Source organism: Spirillospora sp. CA-128828 (assembly GCF_050945415.1).
In the GTDB taxonomy this organism is placed as follows: Bacteria; Actinomycetota; Actinomycetes; order Streptosporangiales; family Streptosporangiaceae; genus Spirillospora.
Map to the genome: position 1 here is coordinate 1,439,693 of NZ_CP191986.1, position 21,592 is coordinate 1,461,284.

The following is a 21,592-nucleotide window of genomic DNA, read 5'->3' on the forward strand; positions in this document are numbered from 1 at the left end:
TATTGCAGTCGGTGAGTCGAGAGTGACGTTCGCCCGCATGTGACCCCCGATTTGAGATCTTACGGAATCATGTCGGCGTCCCTGGGGATACCCCGATCATGCGCGTTAACCACTCACGGCGCGTCGCCGTGCCGTCATGGAGGGTCATCTCGCACCGTCCGCGGACCCGGTGGGCCGAGGCCCGGCCCGAGGCCCGGTCCGGCCTGGCGCGCATCGGCCTGCTGCGCAGGCTCGGGCGGGCCGACCGGTGGGCTTTCGACCGGGTGGCGGCGGCCCGGCTGCGCGGACTGGAATACGTCCTGCCGCGGCTGTCCCGGATCGCCGACCACGGTGTCCTGTGGTTCACGGCCGCCGGCGCGATGGGGGTCGCGGGACGGCCCCGGCTGCGGCGGGCCGCGCTGCGCGGGTCCGTCGCGATCGCGGTGGCCAGCCCCGCCGTGAACATCATCGGCAAGCAGGCGTTCCGCCGGAAGCGTCCCCTCGTGGACCTGGTGCCGCCGATCCGGATCCGCTGGAAGCTGCCGACCTCGCACGCCTTCCCGTCCGGCCACTCGGCGTCCGCCGCCGCGTTCGCGACGGGCGTCGCGCTGGAGGCGCCGCGCGCGGTGGCCGTCCCGGTCGCGGCGACGGCCGCGGCGGTGGCCTTCTCCCGGGTGTACACCGGCGCGCACTATCCGGGCGACGTGCTGGCCGGGCTCGGGATCGGCGCGCTCGCCGGGCTCGGGACGCGCACGGTCTGGCCGTCCCACCCTCCGGCGGCCCGCGTGCCCCGGGCCGAGGACGCCGATGTCCGGGTCAGCGCCGACGGACGCGGCCTCGTCGCGGTCGTCAACCTCGGTTCGGGCGCCTCCGGCGAGGCCGACACCAGGATCCTGCCGGGACGCGCCGAGCTCGCGCTCGCGCTGGTCGAGGCCGAACTGCCCGCGGCGGAGATCGTCCGGCTGGGCCCGGACGGGGACGTCGACAAGGCGTTCGCCGTGGCCGCCGAGCGGGCCGCGGTCCTGGGCGTGATCGGCGGGGACGGCACGGTGAACGCGGCCGCGCGGGCCGCGCTGAGGCACGACGTCCCGCTGCTCGTCATCCCGGGCGGAACCTTCGACCACTTCGCCCGCACGCTCGGGGTGGAGTCCGCGGCCCAGGCCGTCGACGCCTACCGGAGCGGCCAGGTCGGCCGGGTCGACGTCTCCTACGCCACACCCCTCGCGGCCGGGCCGGACCGCGACGAGGAGCGCCTGTTCCTCAACACGGCGAGCTTCGGCGCCTACACCGAGCTGGTCGACCGGCGCGAGCGGCTGCAGAAGCGGATCGGGAAGTGGCCGGCGCTCGCGGTCGCCGCCGTTCGGACGCTGCGCCGCTCCGAACCGGGCGAGCTGATGGTGGACGGCAGGCGGCGCCGGGTCTGGCTCGCGTTCGTCGGCAACTGCGGCTTCGGGTCGCGGGGCCCCGCCCCCACCTGGCGCGACCGCCTCGACGACGGGCGGCTGGACGTCCGGATGATCACTGCCGGGCGGCGCGTGCCCCGCGTCCGCGCGGTCGCCGCGGTCCTCGCCGGGCACCTGCACGTCACGCCCGGCTACCACGCCTGGCGGACGAGCGGCCTGGAGGTCGTGTCGCCGGGTGGCGAGCTGCGGCTGGCGCGCGACGGCGAGGTGGCGTCGCTCCCGCCGGCGGTGCGGTTCGGCAAGCACGCCGGCGCGCTCACGGTGTTCCGTCCCGCCGTCCCCGGGACGGGGGGCCGGCGATTCGGCCGGCGGCGGGCGGGTAGGGGACGGGACGCCCGCGAAGGAGGGGAACCGCACGATGACGAGCCGTGACCTGGGGATCGCGCCCGGCGACCTCACCGACGACGACCTGTTCCGTGAGCTCGGCCACCTGTACGAGACGAGGCTGGACGCGCTCCGGCACGCCGCCGACCAGGCGTACGGCGAGCACACGCGCCGGATGAACGAGCTGGAGGCCGAGTACCTCCGGCGGCGTCCCGGCCGCGAGATCGATCCCGAACGGCTTCGCGAGGGAGCCCGCGCCCGCTGAGGGCGAGCCGCCGACACGGCCGCCCGGCCCGTCCGGTGGGCTCTTCCGGGGGTGTGTGGGGGGTCGCCCCCTCACGGGAGTCCGGCCGGGCGGCCTTTTCGGGGGGTGTAGGGGGTCGTCACCCGACATGAGCCCGGCCGGGCGATCGGCGCTATGCGCCGGGGCTGGGGTTGTTCGGGGGTGCGTCTTGTTCGGGTAAAGGGGCGGGCGTTGGTCGCGGGGGACCGGCAGGGTCCGTGGAGGATCCCGGTGGGGGATCTTCGGGGGGTGTTGAGGTGGGGGGGACCCGGGCCGGCCGGAGACGGCGGCGTTGCGGGCCGCTGAGCCGCGGGGGCCAGCCGCTGTTGCGGGAGTGCGCCCGGCGGTGGTGGCCGATCGTGGCGGGCGCGCTCGCCACGACGGGGCTTCTGTTAGGCGCCTACCTGGATTTTCCGCGGCGGCCGGGGGCGTCGGCGGCGCTGGCCGTCCCCGAGCACGCCGCCGCCGGCTCGGCCGCGCCGGACGCGGCGCCACCGGAGCGGCCGATGAGCGCGTACACCACGGAGTTCACGCCGGGCGAGCCGCGCGTCCGCAACATCGAACTCGCCGCCCAGATTCTGGACGGGCACATCGTCGAGCCGGGGACGACGTTCTCGTTCAACGACGTCGTCGGGCCGCGCACCAGGAGCCGCGGCTACGTGCCCGCGCCCGCCATCATGGGATCGCGTCTGGTGAAGGACGTGGGCGGCGGCATCTGCCAGGTGTCCACGACTCTGTACAACGCGGTGTTCAGAGCCGGCCTGGACATCCGCAAGGCGCGCGCACACACCATGTGGATGCCGGAGTATCCGGAAGGGCGAGAAGCCGCCGTGTTCTATCCGGGGCTCGACTTCACCTGGAAGAACGACACCGACGCCCCTGTGCGCATCCAGGCCGCCTACACCGCGTCGTCGCTGACGGTGAGCCTCTGGGGCGAGCGCAAGTACGAGGTCCAGTCGCGGACGTCCGAGCGGTACGGCTTCAAGTCGTACGGGACGGGCGAGGGGCGAGGCCAGAAGTGCGTTCCCATGACGGGACGGAAGGGCTTCAAGATCGACGTGTGGCGGACGCTGTCCGCCGGCGGGCGCGAGGTGCGCCGCGAGAGGTTCCACACCGAGTACCGCGCCCAGCCCAGGGTGAAGTGCCTCTGACCCCGCGTGGCAGGGTGGGATGCATGGAGGGAACGTTCGAGCTGGGACCGGACGACGGGCGGCTGCTCGTCCGCACGGGCCGCAGCGGGCTCGGCCGGCGCGCCGGGCACGACCTGACCATCGAGGCCACCCGCTGGACTGCGGCGGTCGAGGCCCGTGAGCCGCGGGACGCGTCGTCCGTCGAGGTGACCGTCGACGTGGACGCGCTGGAGGTGCGCGAGGGCGCCGGCGGCGTGAAGCCGCTGACCGACCAGGACCGCGCGGAGATCAAGAAGAACCTGCGCAAGGTGCTGGACGCGCAGCGGTATCCGCGGATCACCTTCGTGTCGACCGCGGTGGGCGAGGACGCCGTCGAGGGCGATCTGACGATCATGGGCCGGGTCAAACCGGTGCGGATCGGGGCCGTGCTGAACGCCGGCCGGCTGCGCGGCGGCTTCACCGTCGAGCAGAGCCGCTGGGGCATCAAGCCGTACTCGGCCTTCTTCGGCGCGCTGCGCCTCGCCGACGAGGTCGAGATCGAGTTCGACCTCCGCCTGCCCGGCTGACCTTCGGTTCACCTCCTGGAGGATTCCGGTCTCCCCGGAAGATCACCATGCACTAGGGTGCGGGATCGTCGCATTCCCGACATTCGATCTTCAGGGGGGACGGGGATGGTCGCTCTCAGCAGGCGGGACTTCGGCAAGGCGGCGGGGCTGGCGGCCGCGCCGGCGCTGCTCGCCGGATGCTCCTCCGGCTCGTCCAAGACCGCGCAGGCGGTCGCGGCGGCCCGCTCGTGGCAGGTGACCGGCAAGGCGCTCGCGGGACTCGGCGGCTTCGACTCGACGCTCAAGACGTTCATGCAGCAGCGCAACATCTCGTGCGGGCAGCTCGCCGTCGTCCGCAAGGGCAAGCTGGTCCTTTCGCGCGGCTACACCTACACGAGCGAAAGCGGCCTCAAGACGCAGCCGACCTCGCTGTTCCGCATCGCCAGCATCTCCAAGCCGGTGACGGCGACGGCCGTGCTCCGGCTCGTCCAGGACGGGAAGCTCAAGCTCACCGACCGGGCCGCGACGCTGCTGGGGCTCTCCACCACGGCCGACCCGCGGCTGAAGGACGTCACCGTGCTGCGGCTCCTCCAGCACCTCGGCGGCTGGGACCGCGACATCACGCCCGACCCGATGTTCCAGGACGCGAAGATCGCGGCGGCGCTCGGCGTCTCGCTGCCCGTCACGCGGGCCGACATCATGAGGTACGTGTCGGCCCACAAGCTCGACCACGCGCCCGGGACGCAGTACGCGTACTCCAACTACGGGTTCCTCCTGCTCGGCCGGATCATCGAGAAGGTCACCGGGAAGAAGTACGAGGACTACGTCCGGCAGGTCGTGCTGGGGCCGCGCAAGATCACCCGGATGCGGCAGGGGCGCACGCTCACGAAGGCGTCCGGTGAAGTGCCGTACTACTCGGCGTACACCGGGACGACCGTGTTCGACAACAGCGGCAATAAGGTCGCCTATCCCTACGGTGCCTTCAAGCTGGAGAACATGGACTCGCACGGTGGCTGGCTGGCCACTGCCATGGACCTGACCCGTTTCGCGGGCGTCTACGACGGCGGGACGTCGGTCCTGACCTCGACGTCCATCAAGCGGGCGCTCGCCAAGCCGGAGACCGGCATCAACGACGACGGCTGGTACTACGGCTGCGGATGGCAGGTGCGCCCCGTCACCGGCGGCATGAACACCTGGCACAACGGGAGCCTTCCCGGGACGTACACGCTGATGGTCCGCCGGTACGACGGCCTGTCGTGGGCGGTGCTGTTCGACCAGCGCCAGGAGGGCGACGCGCCCAGCTACGACGGCATCGACCTGCTGCTTCACAAGGCCGCCAATGCGGTGAAGACCTGGCCGACCGGTGACCTGACCTCTACGTACTTCTAGCGCGGGCTGCGCGTTCGTACTGATCGTCGAGGCTGCGCGGGAACGGCATCATGCGGTGCCGTTCCCGCCAGGGCGCGTATTGGCGGACGGCATTGAAACCGGCCGCGGTGACGATCCGTTCGACGTTCGGGCCTGGCGTGTAGGCGGGGTAGATGTCCACGTGCGCGATGCCTTGGGGCAGATCAGCCGGCCGGTAGGGCGACACCAGGGTCATCGGCGGTCGGACCCTTTCGGCGGACGCCATGTCCTGCGCGTAGGCGACGAGTTCGAGCGTCTCTGCGTCGGGCCCACTGTGAACGATGAGCCAACCGTCCACGTCGACGGGGTCCGATGGGGGATCGGTGAGCGTCAGTGGCAGGACCTCGTCCGAGACTGTGCGCAAGTAGGCGTAGTGCGCGGGGTCGAGTTCCTCTAGGACGAACGTGCGGTCGAAGCGGGGCGGCTCCGCGGGAAGGAACGGCCGGTAGGCGTCCCAGCGAAGCAGCCGCGCCAGATGCGTCGTCCTTTTGCCGCGGGGGAGGCGCGTCAGTTCGCCCTTCAACCCGGCCGGGAAGGCGTCCACGATCACTTCGTCCGGCCGCAGGGCCGCGAGGTCGGCGGTCTCCACGACCTGCCAGCCGCCTGTGACGCGCGGATCGCCGGCGAACGGCGAGCCGGTGACAACGGTTACCGGGCCCTCCAGGCGGAGGGTGTGCAGGGCGGACCGGAGCCGGGTCAGATGCCCCAGCCCGTCGCCGGCCGCGTAGCAGACGATCACCGGGCCGAGTCGAGAACGGCGAGGTAGCCGGCCGTTTCAGTGGCCGGTGCGAAGTCGCGCCGGATCCGTTCCGCGCCCGCCGCGCCGAGCTTCGCCAGTTCTTCGCCGCCCGCCCGCGCGGCCCGGTCGATCGCCGCGCGGCAGGCGTGCGCGTCGCCCGCGGGGAATGTGAACCCGATCTCGTCGTCGGCCACGTCCGCGAGCCCGCCGCCGTCCGAGGCGATCAGCGGCACGCCGAGCGCCGCCGCCTCCAGCGCCACGTTCGGCATCCCGTCATAGAAGGACGGCAGCGCGACCAGGTCACAGCTCGCGTAGACGGCCGGAAGGTCGTAGCGCTCCATGAACGGGAGGACCGAATGCGGGACGTCGTGCTCGGCCAGCCACTCCTGCACGGACTCCTCGACCTCGCCCACGAGCAGCAGGTGGAACGACTCGGAGTGGCCTGACGCAGCCAGGGCGTCCAGAAAGAAGCCCACGCCCTTCTTCACCTTGAGTTGGCCGATGAGCCCGAGGGTGCGGCGCCCCGGCTCGACGTTCTCGTCCCGCCACACCCGGCCGCGCTCCCGCTCGGACGGCAGGACGCGCCACTGCGCGGTGTCGACGCTGTTCGCGACGAACGTGACCGCCGCGTCCGGGGCCAGCGCCGACACCAGCGGTGCATGCGAGCGGGCGACGACGCAGACGCGCGACGAGGCGCGCAGCGCGTCCGCCAGCACGCCGCGCCGCCGCATGGAGAAGACGCCGACATCGATGTCGTTGCCGCGCAGCAGCGTGACCAGCGGCGCGTCCAGCAGCGCGGCCAGGACGGGCGCGGCGAGCATCGCGTACACGCCGCCGAACGCGACGAGGTGGGTGTAGCCGGTGAGGTTCTCGGCCGTGATGGTCGTCCACAGGCGGCGCAGCGCGTGCTCGGGGTCGTCGCCGAGCGGGGCGGTCAGCAGCCGCCCGCCGTGCTCCCGCCGGACGCCCCACGGGCGTGTCCGGCGGGTCAGGTGCGCGACGTCCACTTCGGCGCCGGCGTCGCGCAGGCCCCGCACGATCCGGTCGCACGACTGCGACATGCCACCCTGGCTCGGCGGATAGTGCTCGGTGATCCACAGGACGCGGGGCATCAGCTGTCCACGAAGCCGGTGTCGTCGTCCGGTCCCCAGTCGCCCCCGTGGGAGTAGTCGTCGCCCGGGTTGAACGCCCCGCGGTCGTACTGGTCGAACGAGGAGTACCAGTAGGTGTCGCTGTAGGTGCGGGAGCTGGTCTGGTAGTAGTGGCGCCGGTACCAGCCCGTCCAGGACGGATCGTGCGGGTCGTGCGGGCGGTACCCCTGGGCCATGGCGCATTCGGGGCACAGCCCGCCCGGCCCGGCATGGACGGCGCAGACCGGCCGGGCGCACTGCGGGCACGCCGCCACCGCGGTCTGCCCGCAGCGTCCGAGCACGAAGAACCCGGTGGTCACGGTGCAGCGGGTCACGTGGTCCTCCTCGCGGACGAGGCCGGCGGCGTCCATCGGAACGGTTCCGTCGCCACCAGCAGGATCTGGCCGGTCAGGTTCCCCATGGCGGACTGGCCGGGAAGCTTGCAGGTCGACCGGATCACGAGCCGCTTCCCCTGCTTCACCTGGACCCTCACCCAGTTCGGCGGAGGCGTCCCGGGCCGCTGGACGGCGGCGTTCTTCGCCAGCTGCCGGGTGGCCCGGACCAGATGCACCGTCTTCGTCTTGGTCTTCACCTTGACCTTGCCGCGCGGGTTGCGCTTCTTGCGCCAGCGGTACCGCACCCGGTCGGTGACCGTCAGTTCCAGGACGCTGCCGTCCCGCAGTTCGGCGCGCATCCGCAGCCAGGGGTCCATCGCGAACCACTGCTGCATCGCCAGGACCGGCCGGTGGACGGGCAGGTCGAACCTCGGCCCCTGCTTCCCGGGAGCGTTGGGGCCGCGCATGTCGAGGGCCACCGACAGCACGCCGTCCGGCGTCATGTCGGACGCCAGCACCCGCAGCATCGGCACGACCACCTCCGGCACCCGTTCGGACAGCCGCCACCTGTGCCGCCGGATCTCGACGCGGTGCCGCGCGAGGCTCTGGATCACCGGCTCCCAGTCGTCGCGCCGCAGCGAGACGGAGAAGCCCTTCTCCAGCGTGAGCGCCTTGTGCAGCGGATGGAACCGCTCGATGGCGGCCTTCTGCTTACGCCAGAACATGACGAACCACCTAACGGACCCGTGCGATCGTGCGGTAGACCTCGGCCAGCCGGGCGCGCGACCGCGCCCAGGTCAGACTCTCCTCGATGTGCTCGCGGCCCCTGCGCCCCATGGCGGCGGCCTCCTCCGGGTACTCCAGCAGGATCCGGACGGCCCGCGCCAGCTCGGCGGGACGGTCGGCCGGGACGAGCCGCCCGTGCTCCCCGTCCGCCATCAGCTCCCGGACCGCCGGCAGGTCCGAGGCGACCACCGGCACGCCCGCCGCCATGGACTCGATCACCTTCAGCGGCGCGCAGCCCTGGTCGAGGTTGCGGGCGCATCCGGTCAGCGGCGCCAGCGACACCTCGGCGTGCGCCAGCCAGGCGGCCACCTCGTGGTGCGGCAGCGTGAACCGCCAGTCGATCCGCTCGGCGACCCCGAGCCGCTCGGCCAGCCGCCGCACCGGCTTGGCCCGCCGCTCCGGCACGGACGCGCAGATCACCAGCCGCAGATCGGCCAGATCGGCGAGCCGTGCGAACGCGCGCATCAGGACGTCCAAGCCCTGCCAAGGCTGCAACGCGCCGACGTAGACGATGTAATGGGCGGGCGCGTCGGCGGGGCGGACCGGCATGTCGCGCACGTCGGCCCCGTTGGGCACGAGATGGATCCTGCCCTCGGGGACGCCCCGATCCCGGACCGCCCTGCCGATCACCCGCGACGGCACCACGACGGCGTCGCTGCGCTCCAGGCAGTACCGCTCCAGTTCGCGGATCTTGCCGAGTGTCTTCGGCGCCGCCCACGGCCACGTGTGGCTCATCTCGACGGACGGCAGCCCGTTGACCTCGTACACGACCTTGTGGCGGCGCCCGTCCGCGACCGCGGGCAGCGCGCTCCACGGGTCCCGGACGTGGCAGACCTCCAGGCTCTCCCAGTGCGGTTCGAGGTGCGCGGCCACCCAGCCGGAGAACGCCTCGGCCCGGTCGATCAGGTTCGGGATCTGCTCGTCGAACCGGGCGATCTCCCGAGCCCCCTCCCGCTGGTAGCGCGGCAGGTCGCCGCCGCCGATCACGCCGAGGAGCCCGCCACCGTGGTGCGCGAACAGCTCGTCGGCCATCTGCGCGATGTGCACCGCCGACCCCTTGCTGGAGGGGAACCGGTCGAACGCGACGTACGCCGCCCTGTGCTTCATCCGACGCCGACCTCCTCGGGGACGGCCCGGCGCCCACGGTGCCAGGCGATCTGGTCCGCGAGACCTTCCGCCAGGTCCGCCGTGGCCGTCCAGCCGAGCATGTCCCGAGCGCGCCCGGTGTCGGCCCAGGTGCGCGCCGCGTCCCCGGCAACGGGCGTCTCCCGCTGGATCTCCGCTTGGACGCCCAGGGCATCGGTGAGCATCGCGATGGCGTCTCGTACCGCGACATGCTCGCTGTGCCCGATGTTGACGGCGATACCGGGCGGCAGGTCCTCGGCCGCCGCCGCGAGCGTCGCCGCGACCACATCCCGCACGTGGGTGAAGCTCCGGGAATTGCGCCCGTCACCGAACACGGGCAGCGGACGCCCGTCCAGCGCGGCCTCCACGAATCGGTGGAACGCCATGTCGGGCCGCTGCCGGGGCCCGTAGACGGAGAAGTACCGGAGCAGGACGGTCCGCAGACCGCCACCGGCGGCCAGGCCGGTGAGCCGCTCCACCTCGACCTTGCTGGCCGCGTAGGGGCTGGCCGGGCTCAGCCGATCGTCCTCCCGGTTCGGCCGCCGCCCCGCCGACCCGTACACCGACGAACTGGACGCCACGACCACCTTCGGCCGCTGCCCGGCCGGCCTTTCCAGGCAGGCCGCGAGCAGCCGCCGGGTCGCCCGGACGTTGTCCCGCTCCGCGATGGCCTCGCCCGCACCCCACGAGTCGCGTACGCCGGGCCGTCCGGCCAGATGCACGACGACGTCCGCCGCGACGACGGCGTTCAGCTCGTCCACCGCCAGATCGGCCTCCGCCGCGACGACCCCCGGCCGCGCCGCGACCTCCGCCCATGTGCGCCGCGCGACATCCGGGGCGAGCGACCGGCCGGGCGCGTCCACGGCGAGCACCTCATGGCCCGCCCCCGAAAGCGCGTCGACCACATGACTTCCGATGAACCCCGCCGCACCAGTAACAACCACCCGCACGCGGGCACTTTATCCGCCGCAGCCCAACCCGGGACAGAGCCACGGTCCGTCTTCTCTGCCCCCTCGGGGCTCAGCGGGGGCGGGCCACGCGGGCCTCGTCCCAGACGGGTTCCGCGGATTCGTAGACGGAGCCGTCGGCGCCGAAGATCAGGTGGCGGTCGAAGGCGCGGGCGAACCAGCGGTCATGCGTCACCGAGAGGACGGTTCCCTCGAAGGACTCCAGGCCCTCCTGGAGGGCTTCGGCGCTGGCCAGGTCCAGGTTGTCGGTGGGCTCGTCCAGGAGGAGGAGCGTGGCGCCGCCCAGCTCCAGGAGGAGGATCTGCAGGCGGGCCTGCTGGCCTCCGGAGAGGGTTTCGAAGGGCTGCTCGGCGCAGACGTTCAGCTCGTAGCGGGCCAGGGCGTTCATCGCGTCGTTGCGGAGGCGGGCGTGCTCGGTCATGACGATCTCGCACGGGGTGCGCCCGGCCAGGTCCGGACGGGCGTGGGTCTGCGCGAACAGGCCCGGGACGACGCGGGCGCCCAGGCGGGCGACGCCGGTGTGGGCGACGGGCTCCACCGGCGTCGCGCCGCGGGGGAGCGCTTCGGCGATCGCGGTGAGCAGGCGCAGGAAGTGGGACTTGCCCGAGCCGTTCGAGCCGAGGACGGCCACGCGCTCGCCGTACCAGACCTCGGTGCTGAAGGGCTTCATGAGGCCCGTCAGTTCGAGCCCCTCGCAGATCACCGAGCGTTTCCCGGTGCGGCCGCCGCGGAGCCGCATCTTGAGGCTCTGGTCGCGGGGCGGGACCTCGGGCGGGCCCGCCTCCTCGAACTTGCGCAGCCGCGTCTGCGCGGCGCGGTAGCGGGACGCGAAACCGTCGTTGACCGTGGCCTTGGTCCTGAGCGTGTTGACGAGTTCCTTGAGCTTCGCGTGCTCCTCGTCCCAGCGCCGGCGCAGCTCTTCCAGGCGTTCGTTGCGGTCGCGGCGGGCGGCGGCGTAGGTCGAGAAGCGGCCGCCGTGGATCCAGACGCGGGCCGCCTCGACGGTGACGATCCGGTCGGCGGAACGGTCGAGGAGCTCACGATCGTGGGACACCAGGAGGACCGTCTTGGAGGTCTCCCGCAGCCTTTCCTCAAGCCATCGTTTGCCCGGGACGTCCAGATAGTTGTCGGGCTCGTCCAGCAGGAGGACCTCGTCGGGGCCGCGGAGCAGCGCTTCGAGCGCGAGGCGTTTCTGTTCGCCGCCCGAAAGCGTGCGGACCTCGCGCCAGCGGCACGAGTCGTACGGGACGCCCAGGGCCGCGACGCAGCACGCGTCCCACAGCACTTCGATCTCGTAGCCGCCCGCGTCGCCCCAGCCTGCGAGGGCCGTGGCGTAGCGGAGCTGGGCGGGTTCGTCGTCGCGCTCCATCATCGCCAGCTCGGCCGTCTCCACGGCCTCGGCCGCCTCCCGTACCCGGGGCGGGGCCAGCGACAGCAGCAGGTCGTGGACGGACGACCCGTCCCGCATGCTGCCGATGAACTGGCGCATCACGCCGATGCCGCCGCTGTGCGCGACGGTTCCGGACTGGAGCGCCAGGTCCCCGGCGATCAGCCTGAGGAGGGTCGTCTTGCCCGCGCCGTTCGGGCCGACCAGGGCGGCCGTGACGCCGTCGCCGACCCGGAACGAGGCGTCGTCCAGCAGCACTCGGCCGTCCGGCAGCACATGGCCGATGTGCCCGGCCTCGACGTGTCCCATGGTGTCCGAGTCTCGGGAAGGCGCGCGGGGAGCGTCAAACGAATTACGCGTCCAGAAGCGTCCGGACGTGGTCGACGACGGAGCCCAGGGCGATCTTGGACGTGTCGCCGGTGGCGCGCGCGGTCACCTCGGCCACGCCCTCGGCCAGACCCCGGCGGCCCGCGGTCACCCGGAACGGGATGCCCGTCAGCTCGGCGTCGCGGAACTTCACGCCCGCGCGCTCGGGACGGTCGTCGATCACCACCTCGACGCCGGCGCCGGCCAGGCCGGCGTAGACGTCCTCGGCGGCCTTGGCCACGTCGGCGTCATCGGACTGGGCGATCACGACGACGACCTGGAACGGGGCCACCGCCACCGGCCAGACGACGCCGCGCTCGTCGTTGTGGGTCTCGACGATCGCGGCCATCGCGCGCTCCACGCCGATCCCGTAGCTGCCCATGATCACCGGGACGCGCCGGCCGTCCGGGTCGAGCACCTCGACGCCGAGGGCGCGGGCGTAGCGGTCGCCGAGCTTGAAGATGTGCCCGATCTCGATCGCCCGCTGGATCCGCAGCGGCTCCCCGCAGCGGACGCAGGGCTCCCCTTCCGAGACCTCGCGCAGGTCCGCCCACGTGCCGGCGTCGATGTCGCGGTCGACGTCGACGCCGCGGAGGTGGACGTCGTCGGTGTTGGCACCGGTGAACATGTCGCGGCGGCCCCGCAGCGCCTCGTCCGCGATCACGGGGAGGGTCACGCCGACCGCGCCGAGGCTGCCGGGCAGCGCGCCGAGGGCGTCCTGGATCTCGGCGGGCTCGGCGGCGCGGATCCGGGCCGCACCGGTCGCGTCCACGAGCTTCTGCTCGTTGAGCGGGTGGTCACCGCGCAGCAGGACGAGGGTGAGCGTCCCGTCCAGGACGTAGACGAGCGTCTTGATCTGGCGGTCGCCCGGCGCGTCGTACGCCAGCAGGTCCTCGATGGTGCGGACGCCGGGCGTGTCGAAGCGTTCGGGAGCGTCCGGGCCGGGGCCGTCCGACGCGGGCGGCAGCGCCGACGTCGCCCGCTCGATGTTCGCCGCGTAACCGCACGCCGGGGAGTGGACGACGAGGTCCTCGCCGATGTCGGAGGGGCACATGAACTCGGTCGAGCCGGAGCCGCCCATCGTGCCGCTGGACGCCTCGCACGGCAGCGCCGGGATGCCCAGCCGCTCGAAGATCCGCGTGTAGGCGCCGTGGTAGGCGTCGAACGAGGCGTCCAGGCCGGGACGGTCGACGTCGAAGCTGTAGGCGTCCTTCATCGTGAACTCGCGGGTTCGCATGAGGCCGCCCTTGGGGCGCGGCTCGTCCCGGAACTTCGTCTGGAACTGGTACCACTGCTGCGGGAGCTGCCGGTAGGAGTTCAGCTCCCTGGCGACGGTCGCGAAGATCTCCTCGTGCGTCATGCCGAGGGCGTGGTCGGTGCCGCGCCGGTCGCGGAGCCGGAACATCTCCTGGCCCATCAGCTCCCAGCGGCCGGACCGCTGCCACGGCTCCGCCGGGTGCAGCGCCGGCAACAGCATCTCCTGCGCGCCGATCCGGTTCATCTCCTCGCGGATGATCTGGATGATCCTCGCCCGGACGCGGACGGCCAGCGGGAGCAGCGAGTAGTGGCCGGCGGTGAGCTGCCGGATGTAGCCCGCCCGGAGCAGCAGCCGGTGGCTCGGCGCCTCCGCCTCGGCGGGGTCGTCGCGGAGCGTGGGCACGAACATCTGGGACCAGCGCATCTCGCGAGGGTAGCGAAGGTGCCCTGACCAACGCCGATGGTCAGTACCCTTGTGTGCCGTGAGTCGAGAAGGTGTGACGCCGCAGAGCGAGGATTTCTCCGCCTGGTACAACGAGCTGGTCGTGCAGGCCCAGCTCGTCGACCGCGGACCGGTGCGCGGCACGATGGTCATCCGCCCGTACGGTTACCGGGTGTGGGAGCTGCTCCAGGCCGACCTGGACCGGCGGATCAAGGACGCGGGGCACGACAACGCCTGCTTCCCGATGCTCATCCCGGAGTCCTATCTCAAACGCGAGGCCGAGCACGTCGAGGGCTTCTCCCCGGAGCTGGCGGTCGTGACGCACGCGGGCGGCAAGGACCTCGAAGAGCCGCTGGTCATGCGGCCGACGTCCGAGACCGTCATCGGCGAGTACATGGCCAAGTGGATCGACTCGCACCGCGACCTGCCGCTGCTGCTGAACCAGTGGGCGAACGTCGTCCGGTGGGAGATGCGGCCCCGGCTGTTCCTGCGCACCACCGAGTTCCTCTGGCAGGAGGGCCACACCGCGCACATCGACGAGGCCGACGCGATGCGCGAGACGATGTGGGCGCTGGACGCCTACGCGGCCGTGGCGCGGGAGCTGGCGGCGATCCCCGTCGTGGCGGGGGAGAAGACGCCCGGCGAGCGGTTCGCCGGCGCCGTCCGCACGTACACGATCGAGGGCATGATGCGGGACGGCCGGGCGCTCCAGGCCGGCACGTCCCACTACCTCGGCACCAACTTCGCCAAGGCGTTCGAGATCCAGTACCAGGACGAGGCGGGCAAGCTGACCCACGCCCACACGACGTCCTGGGGCATGAGCACCCGCATGATCGGCGGCGTGATCATGACGCACGGGGACGACAAGGGGCTCGTCCTGCCGCCGCGGCTCGCGCCCTACCAGGTGGTGATCGTCCCGATCGGGCGCAAGGAGCAGGGCGAGCAGGCCGCCGCCGAGGCCCGCCGGCTCGGTGCGGCGATCAAGGCGATGGGCATCCGGGTGCACGTCGACGACAACCGGCCGCAGCTGTCGCCCGGGTTCAAGTTCAACGAGTGGGAGATGCGCGGCGTCCCGATCCGCGTCGAGCTCGGCAAACGCGACATCGAGGGCGGCGTCGCGACCGTCGCGCGGCGGCTGCCGACCGTGGAGGGGCAGGGCAAGGAGCAGATCCCGCTCGACAAGCTGCCCGAGCTGCTGCCCGGGATGCTCGCCGACTTCCAGTCGTTCCTGCTGGCCAGGGCCGAGAAGTTCCGCGAGGACAACACGGCCGTGGTGGACGGCTGGGACGCGTTCGCCGCGCAGGTCGCGACCGGCTGGGCGCGGGCGTTCCACTGCGGCGAGACCGCGTGCGAGGACGACATCAAGGCCGAGACCGCCGCGACCCCCCGGGTCATCGCGGCCGACGCGCCCGAGGAGACCGGCGTCTGCGTGAAGTGCGGCCGGCCGTCCGCGTACGGCAAGCGCGTCATCTTCGGCCGGGCGTACTGAGACGGGGACGGCCGGGCGTCAGGTGTCACCCGACGCCCGGCCGCTCGCGTGCACCCTGGTCAGGTACGGCTGGACGAACCACGCCCAGCCGCACAGCAGCAGGACGACCACGACCGTCGTGACCACCGCCGCCGCCTCGTCGGACAGCGCGTGGACGATCAGCGTCGTGGACGCGGTGATCGAGATCGCGAGCGCGAAGGCGCCGGCGATCCCGAACCGGTTGGCGCGCCGGATCAGCAGCGGCTTCTGGTCGAGCTGGAACAGGATCCGGTGCTGGAACACCGGGGCGATGAAGCAGATCGACGCGAGCGCCGCCCCGAACAGCGCGACGTAGAACATCGCCTTGCCGGTGCCGTCCACCTTCATGTCGAAACGGGCGGAGAACGGGACGGTGAGCAGGAACGCGAACAGCACCTGCACGCCGGTCGTCGCCACGCGGAAGCCCTGGAGAAGTTCCATCAACTGCCGGTCGAGACGTTCGTGCTCGGTCTCGTTGCGGGGCTTGTCCGCGGGATTGACGGTCATGGTTGCCCCTTTACCCGACAAATCGACCGTCAGTCCGGGCAGGTCACCTGCGGGGCGGCTCCGCGCGCCTAACCGAGGGTGGGCGGCTCCACGCGCAGCGCGAGCATCGACACGTCATCGCGCAGGTCGCTGTCGCAGAACTCCAGCAGCGCCCGCTCCACGGCGGCGAGCATCTTGTCCGGCGGTGCGCCGGCCTGCCCGGCGAGCGCCTCCAGCAGGCGCTCCTGGCCGAACTCCTGCCGCACCATGTCGCACGCCTCCAGCACCCCGTCCGAATGCAGGATCAGGGTGTCGCCCACGGCGAGGTCGATCGTGTCGAGCCCCGCCTCGAAGTCCTCGAACAGGCCGAGCGGGACGCCGCCGCGGGACGCCGACCTGATCACGCCGTTCGCGCGCACGACGATCGCCGGCGGGTGACCCGCGGTGCCGAGCGACACGATGATCCGCTCGGTCTCCAGCGTCAGGCCCGCCATCACCGCGGTGACGAACCGGTCCTCGTCCAGCAGGGCCTCGTTCACGATGCCGAGGACGTCCCCCGGACGGGCCTTCCACCGGGACGCGAGCCGGACGCAGTGCCGGGCCGTCGCGGTCACGGCCGCCGCGTCCTCTCCCTTGCCGCACACGTCGCCGAGGACCAGCCCCCAGCCGCTCTCGGTGCGGAACACGTCGTAGAAGTCGCCGCCCACGTCCGAGCCGTGCGTGGCCGTCAGGTACCGTGCGGCGACGCTCACCCCCGGGATGGCCGGGAGCTTGCGCGGCAGCAGCCCGGCCTGCAGCGTGTCCGCGACCTCGGCGCGGCGCCGGTACAGCCGGGCCGCCCGGATCACCAGGGCCAGGTAGCGGCCGAGCCGCTGGACGACCCCGAGGTCCATCAGGTCGAACGGGCCGTACTCGCCGCTCGCCGCCAGCGTGATCGTGCCGATGGCGCGGTCGCCGTCCTCGATCGGGACGCTCAGCACCGACGTCGCGCCGATCTTGCCGCACACGGGCTGCCCGTCCGGGCACACGCCGAGCACGTCGAGGTTCTCCACGTGCGGCCGGAGCGCGCTCTGCCGGGTGACGAACACGCTGTAGGGGAGGGTGTCCCCCGCGGGGTCGACCTCCTCCAGCATCCGCGCGGCCTCGACGGACCGCTCGTCCTCCGGGCCCATCACGACCTGGCGGCGCAGGTCCGGCGCGGTGCCCGCCGCGTGGATGCCGCCCTGCGGGGGCGCGCCCGGGCCGCCGTTCGGACCGGTCAGATCGATGAACGCCCAGTCGGCCAGCTCGGCGGCCAGCAGCCGGGCGCACCGCCGGACGGCGACGGTCTCGTTGAAGACCGGCTCGTCAAGCAGCAGTTCGCTCGCGGTGGCGAGGACGTCCATCCGGTGGACGATCGTCGCCACGGCCTCGTCGTCGCCCGGCCCGCCGCCCTCGGCGGTCCGCACCCGGGTGGCCCCCGCGCCCTTGGACCTGGCCGCCGGGTCGTCGGCCGGGGTGGTCGTCGGACCCGCGGCCACCACGACCATCGGGTCGGGTTCGCCGCGGATCCACACCCGGGCCAGCGTCACCACGGCGTCGATCGGGTGGTCCCGGCCGAGGAAGCGGACGTTGACGCGGCGGCGCTGCCCGGTCCGGACCACCGCCGCCAGCTGCGACCGCACCGCGGCCCGGGTCGCCATGTCGCAGAACGCCGTGAACTGCTTGCCGGACACGTATCCGGACGACGTGCCGAGCAGCTGCGCCGCCTGCCGGTTGACGCGGCGGACGCTGGTCGTCCGGTCCAGCAGGAAGAGCGGCACGGGGGCGTCCTGGAAGACGGTCCGCAGCACCCGCCGCTCGTTCTCGGCGGCGGCCGACCCGCCCGGTTCACCGGTGTGCTCGCCGCCCATCGTCCGCAGCACGGTCAGCGCCAGCTCGAGCTCGACCAGGGCCGCGTCCAGCGTGGCGCGCAGGTCGGGTTCGGGCACGCCGGCGGCCTGGCGCAGCTCGCCGATGCGTCCTTCGAGATCCGAGATCTCCCTCAGCAGGGACTCGGGTTCGAGCTGGTCAGGCTGATCGTGCATCTGGTCTCCCTCTCGTCCGCGTCACACGGTGGAACCAGGACGGCTTCCGCCCGTACCGGGCCGGACCACGATCTACGGGGCCGCCATTGGCAGCCTATGCGCCTCGCCCGCCACTACGGCAGCCCCTGCTGACCGACGATACGCTGGGCGAGCGCGGTCAGCTTCACGTGACGCGTCTGCGAGATCCGGCGCATCTCGGCGAACGCCTCGTCGGCGTCGCAGCCGAGCGCGTGCATCAGAATGCCCTTGGCCTGATCGACGACGGCGCGTGCCTCGACCGCGGCCTGCAGCTGGACGGCGGTGCGGTGCACGTCGTCGTACTGCTGGGTGTTGGAGACCGCGGCGGTGCCCTGCGCGACCAGCAGGGACGCGAGCGCGTGCCGGCCGTGCCCGAGCGACTTCGGGGTCACCCCGTACAGCGTGAGCGTGACGAGGACGGGCGGGTTCACGTGCGGGGTCGTGGTGAAGCACCGCACCCCGCGGCGGAGCATGTCCGACATCGCCTCGGGCCAGCGGGTCTCGGCGAGGATGTCGTCGGAGGCCAGCGCCCGCCGGTCCCGGACCACGTCGAAGATCGGCCCGTGCCCGCGGGACAGCTGCCGGTCGGTGACCTCGGCGAGGTCGGGATGGCTGGCCGCGGCGGCCAGCGGCTCCGGACGGGGCTTCGCCGGCGCCGGAGCGGCCTCCGGCCCGGAACCCGGCGCGGGGATGTGCGGGACGTCGGTCACCGTGTCGGGCGGCAGGCCGAACCCCGGGCCCGGATCGCTCCCGGCCGCCTCGGGAAGGGCCCAGCGCACGCTCGCCGCGCCCGCGCAGCCGGCCACGGCACGCGCGGCGAGTTCGGTCACCCGGTGCAGGGTGCCCACGTCCGAGGACTCCCCGACCACGCCCAGCTGGGCGATCTCCAGGGCGAGCTGGTCCGTCAGGACCGTTTCGGTGGGCGTCACCCCTCCGAGATTATCCTGGCCTGTGGACTGCGCCGATGCCTGTCCCGGCACACGGACCTGATGCTTCATGGGGGGTCCTAATTGTTGGGCGGGGCCTTGCTGATCTCGGGGAGGGGGCCGACCTCCCCGTTCGCCACGGACAGGTCCCCGATGGACACGATGCCGACGGGGCGGTGGTCGGCGTCCACGACCGGCAGCCGCCGGACGGCCTGTTCGCACATGAGTCTCGCCGCGGTGTCGGTGTCGTCCTCGGGGCGGACGGTTGTCAGCTCGGCCGTGCACACGTCACCGAGGTGCGTCAGCGCGGTGTCGCGGCTCTCCGCCACCGCGCGCACCACGATGTCCCGGTCGGTGACCAGCCCGCAGAGCTGTCCGGCGTACGTGACCAGCACATCGCCGATTCCCTCGTCCCGCATGACACGGGCGGCCTCGTACAGCGTCGCGTCCAGCGGCAGGGAGAGGGGTGCCGCTGTCATCACGTCGCTGACCCTGGGTGGCATCGCGCGCACATCCTCCCGACTCGCCGGCGGCTCGCGTGGCCTGTGTGCGCGCCCTACCCACGGTCGGCGCGCCTATTCGGACGGTCTCCTGATCGGTCGCCGAGCCGCACGGCTCAGAACGCGAAGACGGTTCCGGTCCGTGATCGCATGACGCAGTCGTTGCCGTACTCGGCCCGGAAGCGGGCGGGTCTTCCACGCCAGCGTCCCTCCGCGCGGGCGACGACGGGAGCGTAGACGTCCGTGCACATCCGGCCGTCCGGCGCGTGCGCGAACCTCCCGCCCGACCCGCTCAGCTCCAGGCACGCCCGCGCCGCCTCGGGATGCTCGCCGCCGGGCGGATCGCAACGCAGCGTGACGGCCCTGGTCCCGGACGTGTTCTCGCCGGGATGCGTGACCGAGAGCCGCAGGGACGTCCCCGAATCGGAAGGCGCGGCCGCCACGAGGGCAACCAACGCACCCATGATCACACCGGTCGCAAGATTCGGCATCGACACTCCCGACAACGAGGGGTTGTCGCAGATTGTATCGACCCAATGACAGAACGTGCACGCAAATGGGCGATCCCGCAGTCACGGGGCAGCTGCGGGATCGCGTGTTACTGCAGGTCTCGGAACGTTCAGGCGGCCAGCGTGTGCGCGGCGCGGTTGTGGGCCGAGAGGGATTCGCGGAGTTGCTTGCGGCCGCGGTGCAGGCGGGACATGACGGTTCCGATGGGGGTGCCCATCATCTCCGCGATCTCCTTGTAGGCGTAGCCCTCGACGTCCGCGAGGTAGACGGCGTCCCGGAAGTCCTTGGGGAGGGCGCGCAGGGCGTCGACGACCTGGGAGTCGGGGATGCGGTCGAGGGCCTCGGACTCGGCGGACCGGAAACCGGACGTGCGCGACTCGCCCTGCGCGATCTGCCACTCCTCCAGCTCCTCGGAGCCGGCGCGCTGGGGCTCGCGCTGCTTCTTGCGGTAGGTGTTGATGAAGTTGTTGGTGAGGATGCGGTGCAGCCACGCCTTGAGGTTCGTGCCTTCTTGGAACTGGTGGAAGTTCACGTAGGCCTTGGCCAGGGTCTCCTGGACGAGGTCCTCGGCGTCGGCGGTGTTGCGGGTCATGCGGACGGCGCTGGCGTACAGCGGGTCGGCGAGCGGCAGGACGTCGCGCTCGTAGCGCCGCGTGTTCTCGATCGTCGCGGTGCCCTTGGCGTCGCGGCCGTTGTCGACCTTGGTGCTGCGGCGGACAGGTGTGGTGACAGCGGTCATCGTCGCTCCCCGTGATAGTGCCTCGTGAGAGGCCGGTTGCATGGCGCGTGTTCGGGGGCACGCGCGGACCGGGCGGAAAACCGCCCCCCGTCAACTGGTACGTGCCACCGTTCCCGGCGGGTTCGGTAGAGCCTCGGCCTCGCATGGAGGGTCGGCCGAGGGTGCTGCGCGCTTCGGCGATTGCCAGAGCGACCCCGCATCTTCGGGACGTCGCGGGCTGTGCCCGATCTGGCGCCTCCCACCCGCCGGTGGGTCTTCCTGGTATGTAAGACGCCTGGAACGGGCCAAAAGGTTGCCATGAGTTTTCGTGTCGTCCATCACACCGGGTGGCGAGACGGACGAACCGGTACTGATCAGAAGGTATGAGGCGCGGATTCCGGGGGCGTCCCGCGTTCGGTCACGGGGTGGCGAGATGGCCCGCCAGTACGGCCGGGACGAGCCGTGCCGCGAACTCCTCCGGCGCGGCCGGCAGCCCGGCGCCCGCCGCCACCGTCTCCGGGCCGGCCAGCCGGGTCAGGAACGCGTGCTGCTGACACCCTCCGAGCAGGGCCGCCGCGATGAAGGGGAGCGGCGCGCCGTCCGCGAGCCGTCCGGCCTTCCGCTCGGCCTCCAGATAGCCGATCAGGGCGGAGTGGCCCATCACCGGACCCGCCATGGAGCCGCCGGGCGGCCCCGCCGGGGGGCCGCCCGGCGCCCCAGGGGGCAGTGGCCCGGCTCTGTGGCCGCCGCCGTTCCGTGCGCGCGCCTTGGCGGCGGCCTCGTCCTGTGCTTTCACCGGGCCGTTGTCCCTCAGCCATGCGATCAGTTCCGGGTCGGCGAGGACGGGGCCGGTCATCGGCAGCAGTTCGCCGTAGAAGGCGACCATCTGCGTGGCAAGGCGGATGAGGTTCTCCTCCACCGTGTTCTGCCCGGCGGACCCGAGGAGGGCCATCATCGCGGTGCGCGCCGTCCCGGTCACCTCGGCCAAGGCCGCAGCGAACAACGCGGTCTTGTTGGCGAAGTGGTTGTAGAGACTGCCCTCGGAGACGCCCGCGGTGCGCGCGATCTCCTTGGTCGTCGCGGCGACGATCCCGCGTGCCTGGATCACCGTCACCGCCGCGGCCAGGATCCGCTCCCGCATCGGTTCCGCCCGTGCTGCCAAACCCCGCGTCACCTCACCTTCCACCGTGGACGT

21 protein-coding genes are annotated in these 21,592 nt (G+C 72.3%); 6 read left to right on the forward strand and 15 right to left on the reverse strand.

The features are described from left to right. The first annotated feature begins 98 nt into the window (after positions 1 to 98). The 5 genes from ACQPXG_RS07450 (at position 99) to ACQPXG_RS07470 (ending at position 5,113) form a co-directional block, all read left to right on the forward strand. The gene (locus ACQPXG_RS07450; protein ID WP_433466871.1) at positions 99 to 1,814 is read left to right on the forward strand and encodes a bifunctional phosphatase PAP2/diacylglycerol kinase family protein; all 1,716 of its coding nucleotides are present in this window, start codon (positions 99 to 101) and stop codon (positions 1,812 to 1,814) included. After that, positions 1,801 to 2,031 (forward strand): DUF6158 family protein, encoded by a 231-nt coding sequence (locus ACQPXG_RS07455; protein WP_433466872.1) that lies wholly within the window; start codon positions 1,801 to 1,803, stop codon positions 2,029 to 2,031. Before ACQPXG_RS07450 ends, ACQPXG_RS07455 begins: the two co-directional genes overlap by 14 nt. 377 nt (positions 2,032 to 2,408) lie before the next feature. Continuing rightward, a complete protein-coding gene (locus ACQPXG_RS07460; protein ID WP_433466873.1) occupies positions 2,409 to 3,200 on the forward strand; it encodes a VanW family protein in 792 nt (263 codons plus the stop codon). Between the two features lie 23 nt (positions 3,201 to 3,223). Then, on the forward strand, positions 3,224 to 3,745 hold the full coding sequence (locus ACQPXG_RS07465) for a YceI family protein (RefSeq protein ID WP_433466874.1): 522 nt from the start codon (positions 3,224 to 3,226) through the stop codon (positions 3,743 to 3,745). Positions 3,746 to 3,850: 105 nt separating this feature from the next. Beyond that, on the forward strand, positions 3,851 to 5,113 hold the full coding sequence (locus ACQPXG_RS07470; RefSeq protein WP_433466875.1) for a serine hydrolase domain-containing protein: 1,263 nt from the start codon (positions 3,851 to 3,853) through the stop codon (positions 5,111 to 5,113). On the opposite strand, the gene ACQPXG_RS07475 is transcribed toward ACQPXG_RS07470, so the two are convergent. The 8 genes from ACQPXG_RS07475 to ACQPXG_RS07510 all read right to left on the reverse strand — a co-directional run bounded on the left by ACQPXG_RS07475 (position 5,100) and on the right by ACQPXG_RS07510 (position 13,648). Further along, positions 5,100 to 5,870 (reverse strand): hypothetical protein, encoded by a 771-nt coding sequence (locus ACQPXG_RS07475; protein ID WP_433466876.1) that lies wholly within the window; start codon positions 5,868 to 5,870, stop codon positions 5,100 to 5,102. The two genes, ACQPXG_RS07470 and ACQPXG_RS07475, sit on opposite strands and share 14 nt — an antisense overlap. Then, positions 5,867 to 6,982 (reverse strand): glycosyltransferase family 4 protein, encoded by a 1,116-nt coding sequence (locus ACQPXG_RS07480; RefSeq protein WP_433466877.1) that lies wholly within the window; start codon positions 6,980 to 6,982, stop codon positions 5,867 to 5,869. The genes ACQPXG_RS07475 and ACQPXG_RS07480 overlap by 4 nt, the downstream gene beginning before the upstream one ends. Continuing rightward, complete coding sequence (locus tag ACQPXG_RS07485) at positions 6,982 to 7,335, reverse strand: hypothetical protein (RefSeq protein ID WP_433466878.1); 354 nt, start codon at positions 7,333 to 7,335, stop codon at positions 6,982 to 6,984. The genes ACQPXG_RS07480 and ACQPXG_RS07485 overlap by 1 nt, the downstream gene beginning before the upstream one ends. Beyond that, on the reverse strand, positions 7,332 to 8,060 hold the full coding sequence (locus ACQPXG_RS07490) for a hypothetical protein (RefSeq protein ID WP_433466879.1): 729 nt from the start codon (positions 8,058 to 8,060) through the stop codon (positions 7,332 to 7,334). The genes ACQPXG_RS07485 and ACQPXG_RS07490 overlap by 4 nt, the downstream gene beginning before the upstream one ends. A 10-nt stretch (positions 8,061 to 8,070) precedes the next feature. Next, positions 8,071 to 9,228, reverse strand: a complete 1,158-nt coding sequence (locus tag ACQPXG_RS07495) for a glycosyltransferase family 4 protein (RefSeq protein ID WP_433466880.1) — start codon at positions 9,226 to 9,228, stop codon at positions 8,071 to 8,073. Continuing rightward, the gene (locus ACQPXG_RS07500) at positions 9,225 to 10,196 is read right to left on the reverse strand and encodes an NAD-dependent epimerase/dehydratase family protein (protein ID WP_433466881.1); all 972 of its coding nucleotides are present in this window, start codon (positions 10,194 to 10,196) and stop codon (positions 9,225 to 9,227) included. Before ACQPXG_RS07500 ends, ACQPXG_RS07495 begins: the two co-directional genes overlap by 4 nt. Before the next feature lie 70 nt (positions 10,197 to 10,266). Beyond that, a complete protein-coding gene (locus ACQPXG_RS07505; protein ID WP_433466882.1) occupies positions 10,267 to 11,910 on the reverse strand; it encodes an ABC-F family ATP-binding cassette domain-containing protein in 1,644 nt (547 codons plus the stop codon). Between the two features lie 43 nt (positions 11,911 to 11,953). Beyond that, positions 11,954 to 13,648, reverse strand: a complete 1,695-nt coding sequence (locus ACQPXG_RS07510) for a proline--tRNA ligase (RefSeq protein WP_433466883.1) — start codon at positions 13,646 to 13,648, stop codon at positions 11,954 to 11,956. 58 nt (positions 13,649 to 13,706) lie between these two features. Between ACQPXG_RS07510 and proS the strand changes: the two genes are divergently transcribed. After that, positions 13,707 to 15,155, forward strand: a complete 1,449-nt coding sequence (proS, locus tag ACQPXG_RS07515; RefSeq protein WP_433466884.1) for a proline--tRNA ligase — start codon at positions 13,707 to 13,709, stop codon at positions 15,153 to 15,155. Between the two features lie 18 nt (positions 15,156 to 15,173). On the opposite strand, the gene ACQPXG_RS07520 is transcribed toward proS, so the two are convergent. The 7 genes from ACQPXG_RS07520 to ACQPXG_RS07550 form a co-directional block, all read right to left on the reverse strand. Then, positions 15,174 to 15,680 carry a DUF6328 family protein gene (locus ACQPXG_RS07520; RefSeq protein WP_433466885.1) on the reverse strand — a complete coding sequence of 169 codons (507 nt, stop codon included), beginning with the start codon at positions 15,678 to 15,680 and terminating at the stop codon, positions 15,174 to 15,176. Positions 15,681 to 15,748: 68 nt separating this feature from the next. Then, positions 15,749 to 17,725, reverse strand: a complete 1,977-nt coding sequence (locus tag ACQPXG_RS07525) for a SpoIIE family protein phosphatase (protein ID WP_433466886.1) — start codon at positions 17,723 to 17,725, stop codon at positions 15,749 to 15,751. Positions 17,726 to 17,838: 113 nt separating this feature from the next. After that, positions 17,839 to 18,672, reverse strand: a complete 834-nt coding sequence (locus ACQPXG_RS07530) for an ANTAR domain-containing response regulator (RefSeq protein WP_433466887.1) — start codon at positions 18,670 to 18,672, stop codon at positions 17,839 to 17,841. Between the two features lie 77 nt (positions 18,673 to 18,749). Continuing rightward, positions 18,750 to 19,172, reverse strand: a complete 423-nt coding sequence (locus tag ACQPXG_RS07535; protein WP_433466888.1) for a CBS domain-containing protein — start codon at positions 19,170 to 19,172, stop codon at positions 18,750 to 18,752. A gap of 113 nt (positions 19,173 to 19,285) precedes the next feature. Further along, complete coding sequence (locus ACQPXG_RS07540) at positions 19,286 to 19,633, reverse strand: SSI family serine proteinase inhibitor (protein WP_433466889.1); 348 nt, start codon at positions 19,631 to 19,633, stop codon at positions 19,286 to 19,288. A gap of 155 nt (positions 19,634 to 19,788) precedes the next feature. Continuing rightward, positions 19,789 to 20,418: a sigma-70 family RNA polymerase sigma factor gene (locus ACQPXG_RS07545; protein ID WP_433466890.1), complete on the reverse strand. Its 630-nt coding sequence runs from the start codon at positions 20,416 to 20,418 to the stop codon at positions 19,789 to 19,791. A 397-nt stretch (positions 20,419 to 20,815) separates the two neighbouring features. Continuing rightward, on the reverse strand, positions 20,816 to 21,538 hold the full coding sequence (locus ACQPXG_RS07550) for a TetR/AcrR family transcriptional regulator (RefSeq protein ID WP_433466891.1): 723 nt from the start codon (positions 21,536 to 21,538) through the stop codon (positions 20,816 to 20,818). Positions 21,539 to 21,592: the final 54 nt, after the last annotated feature.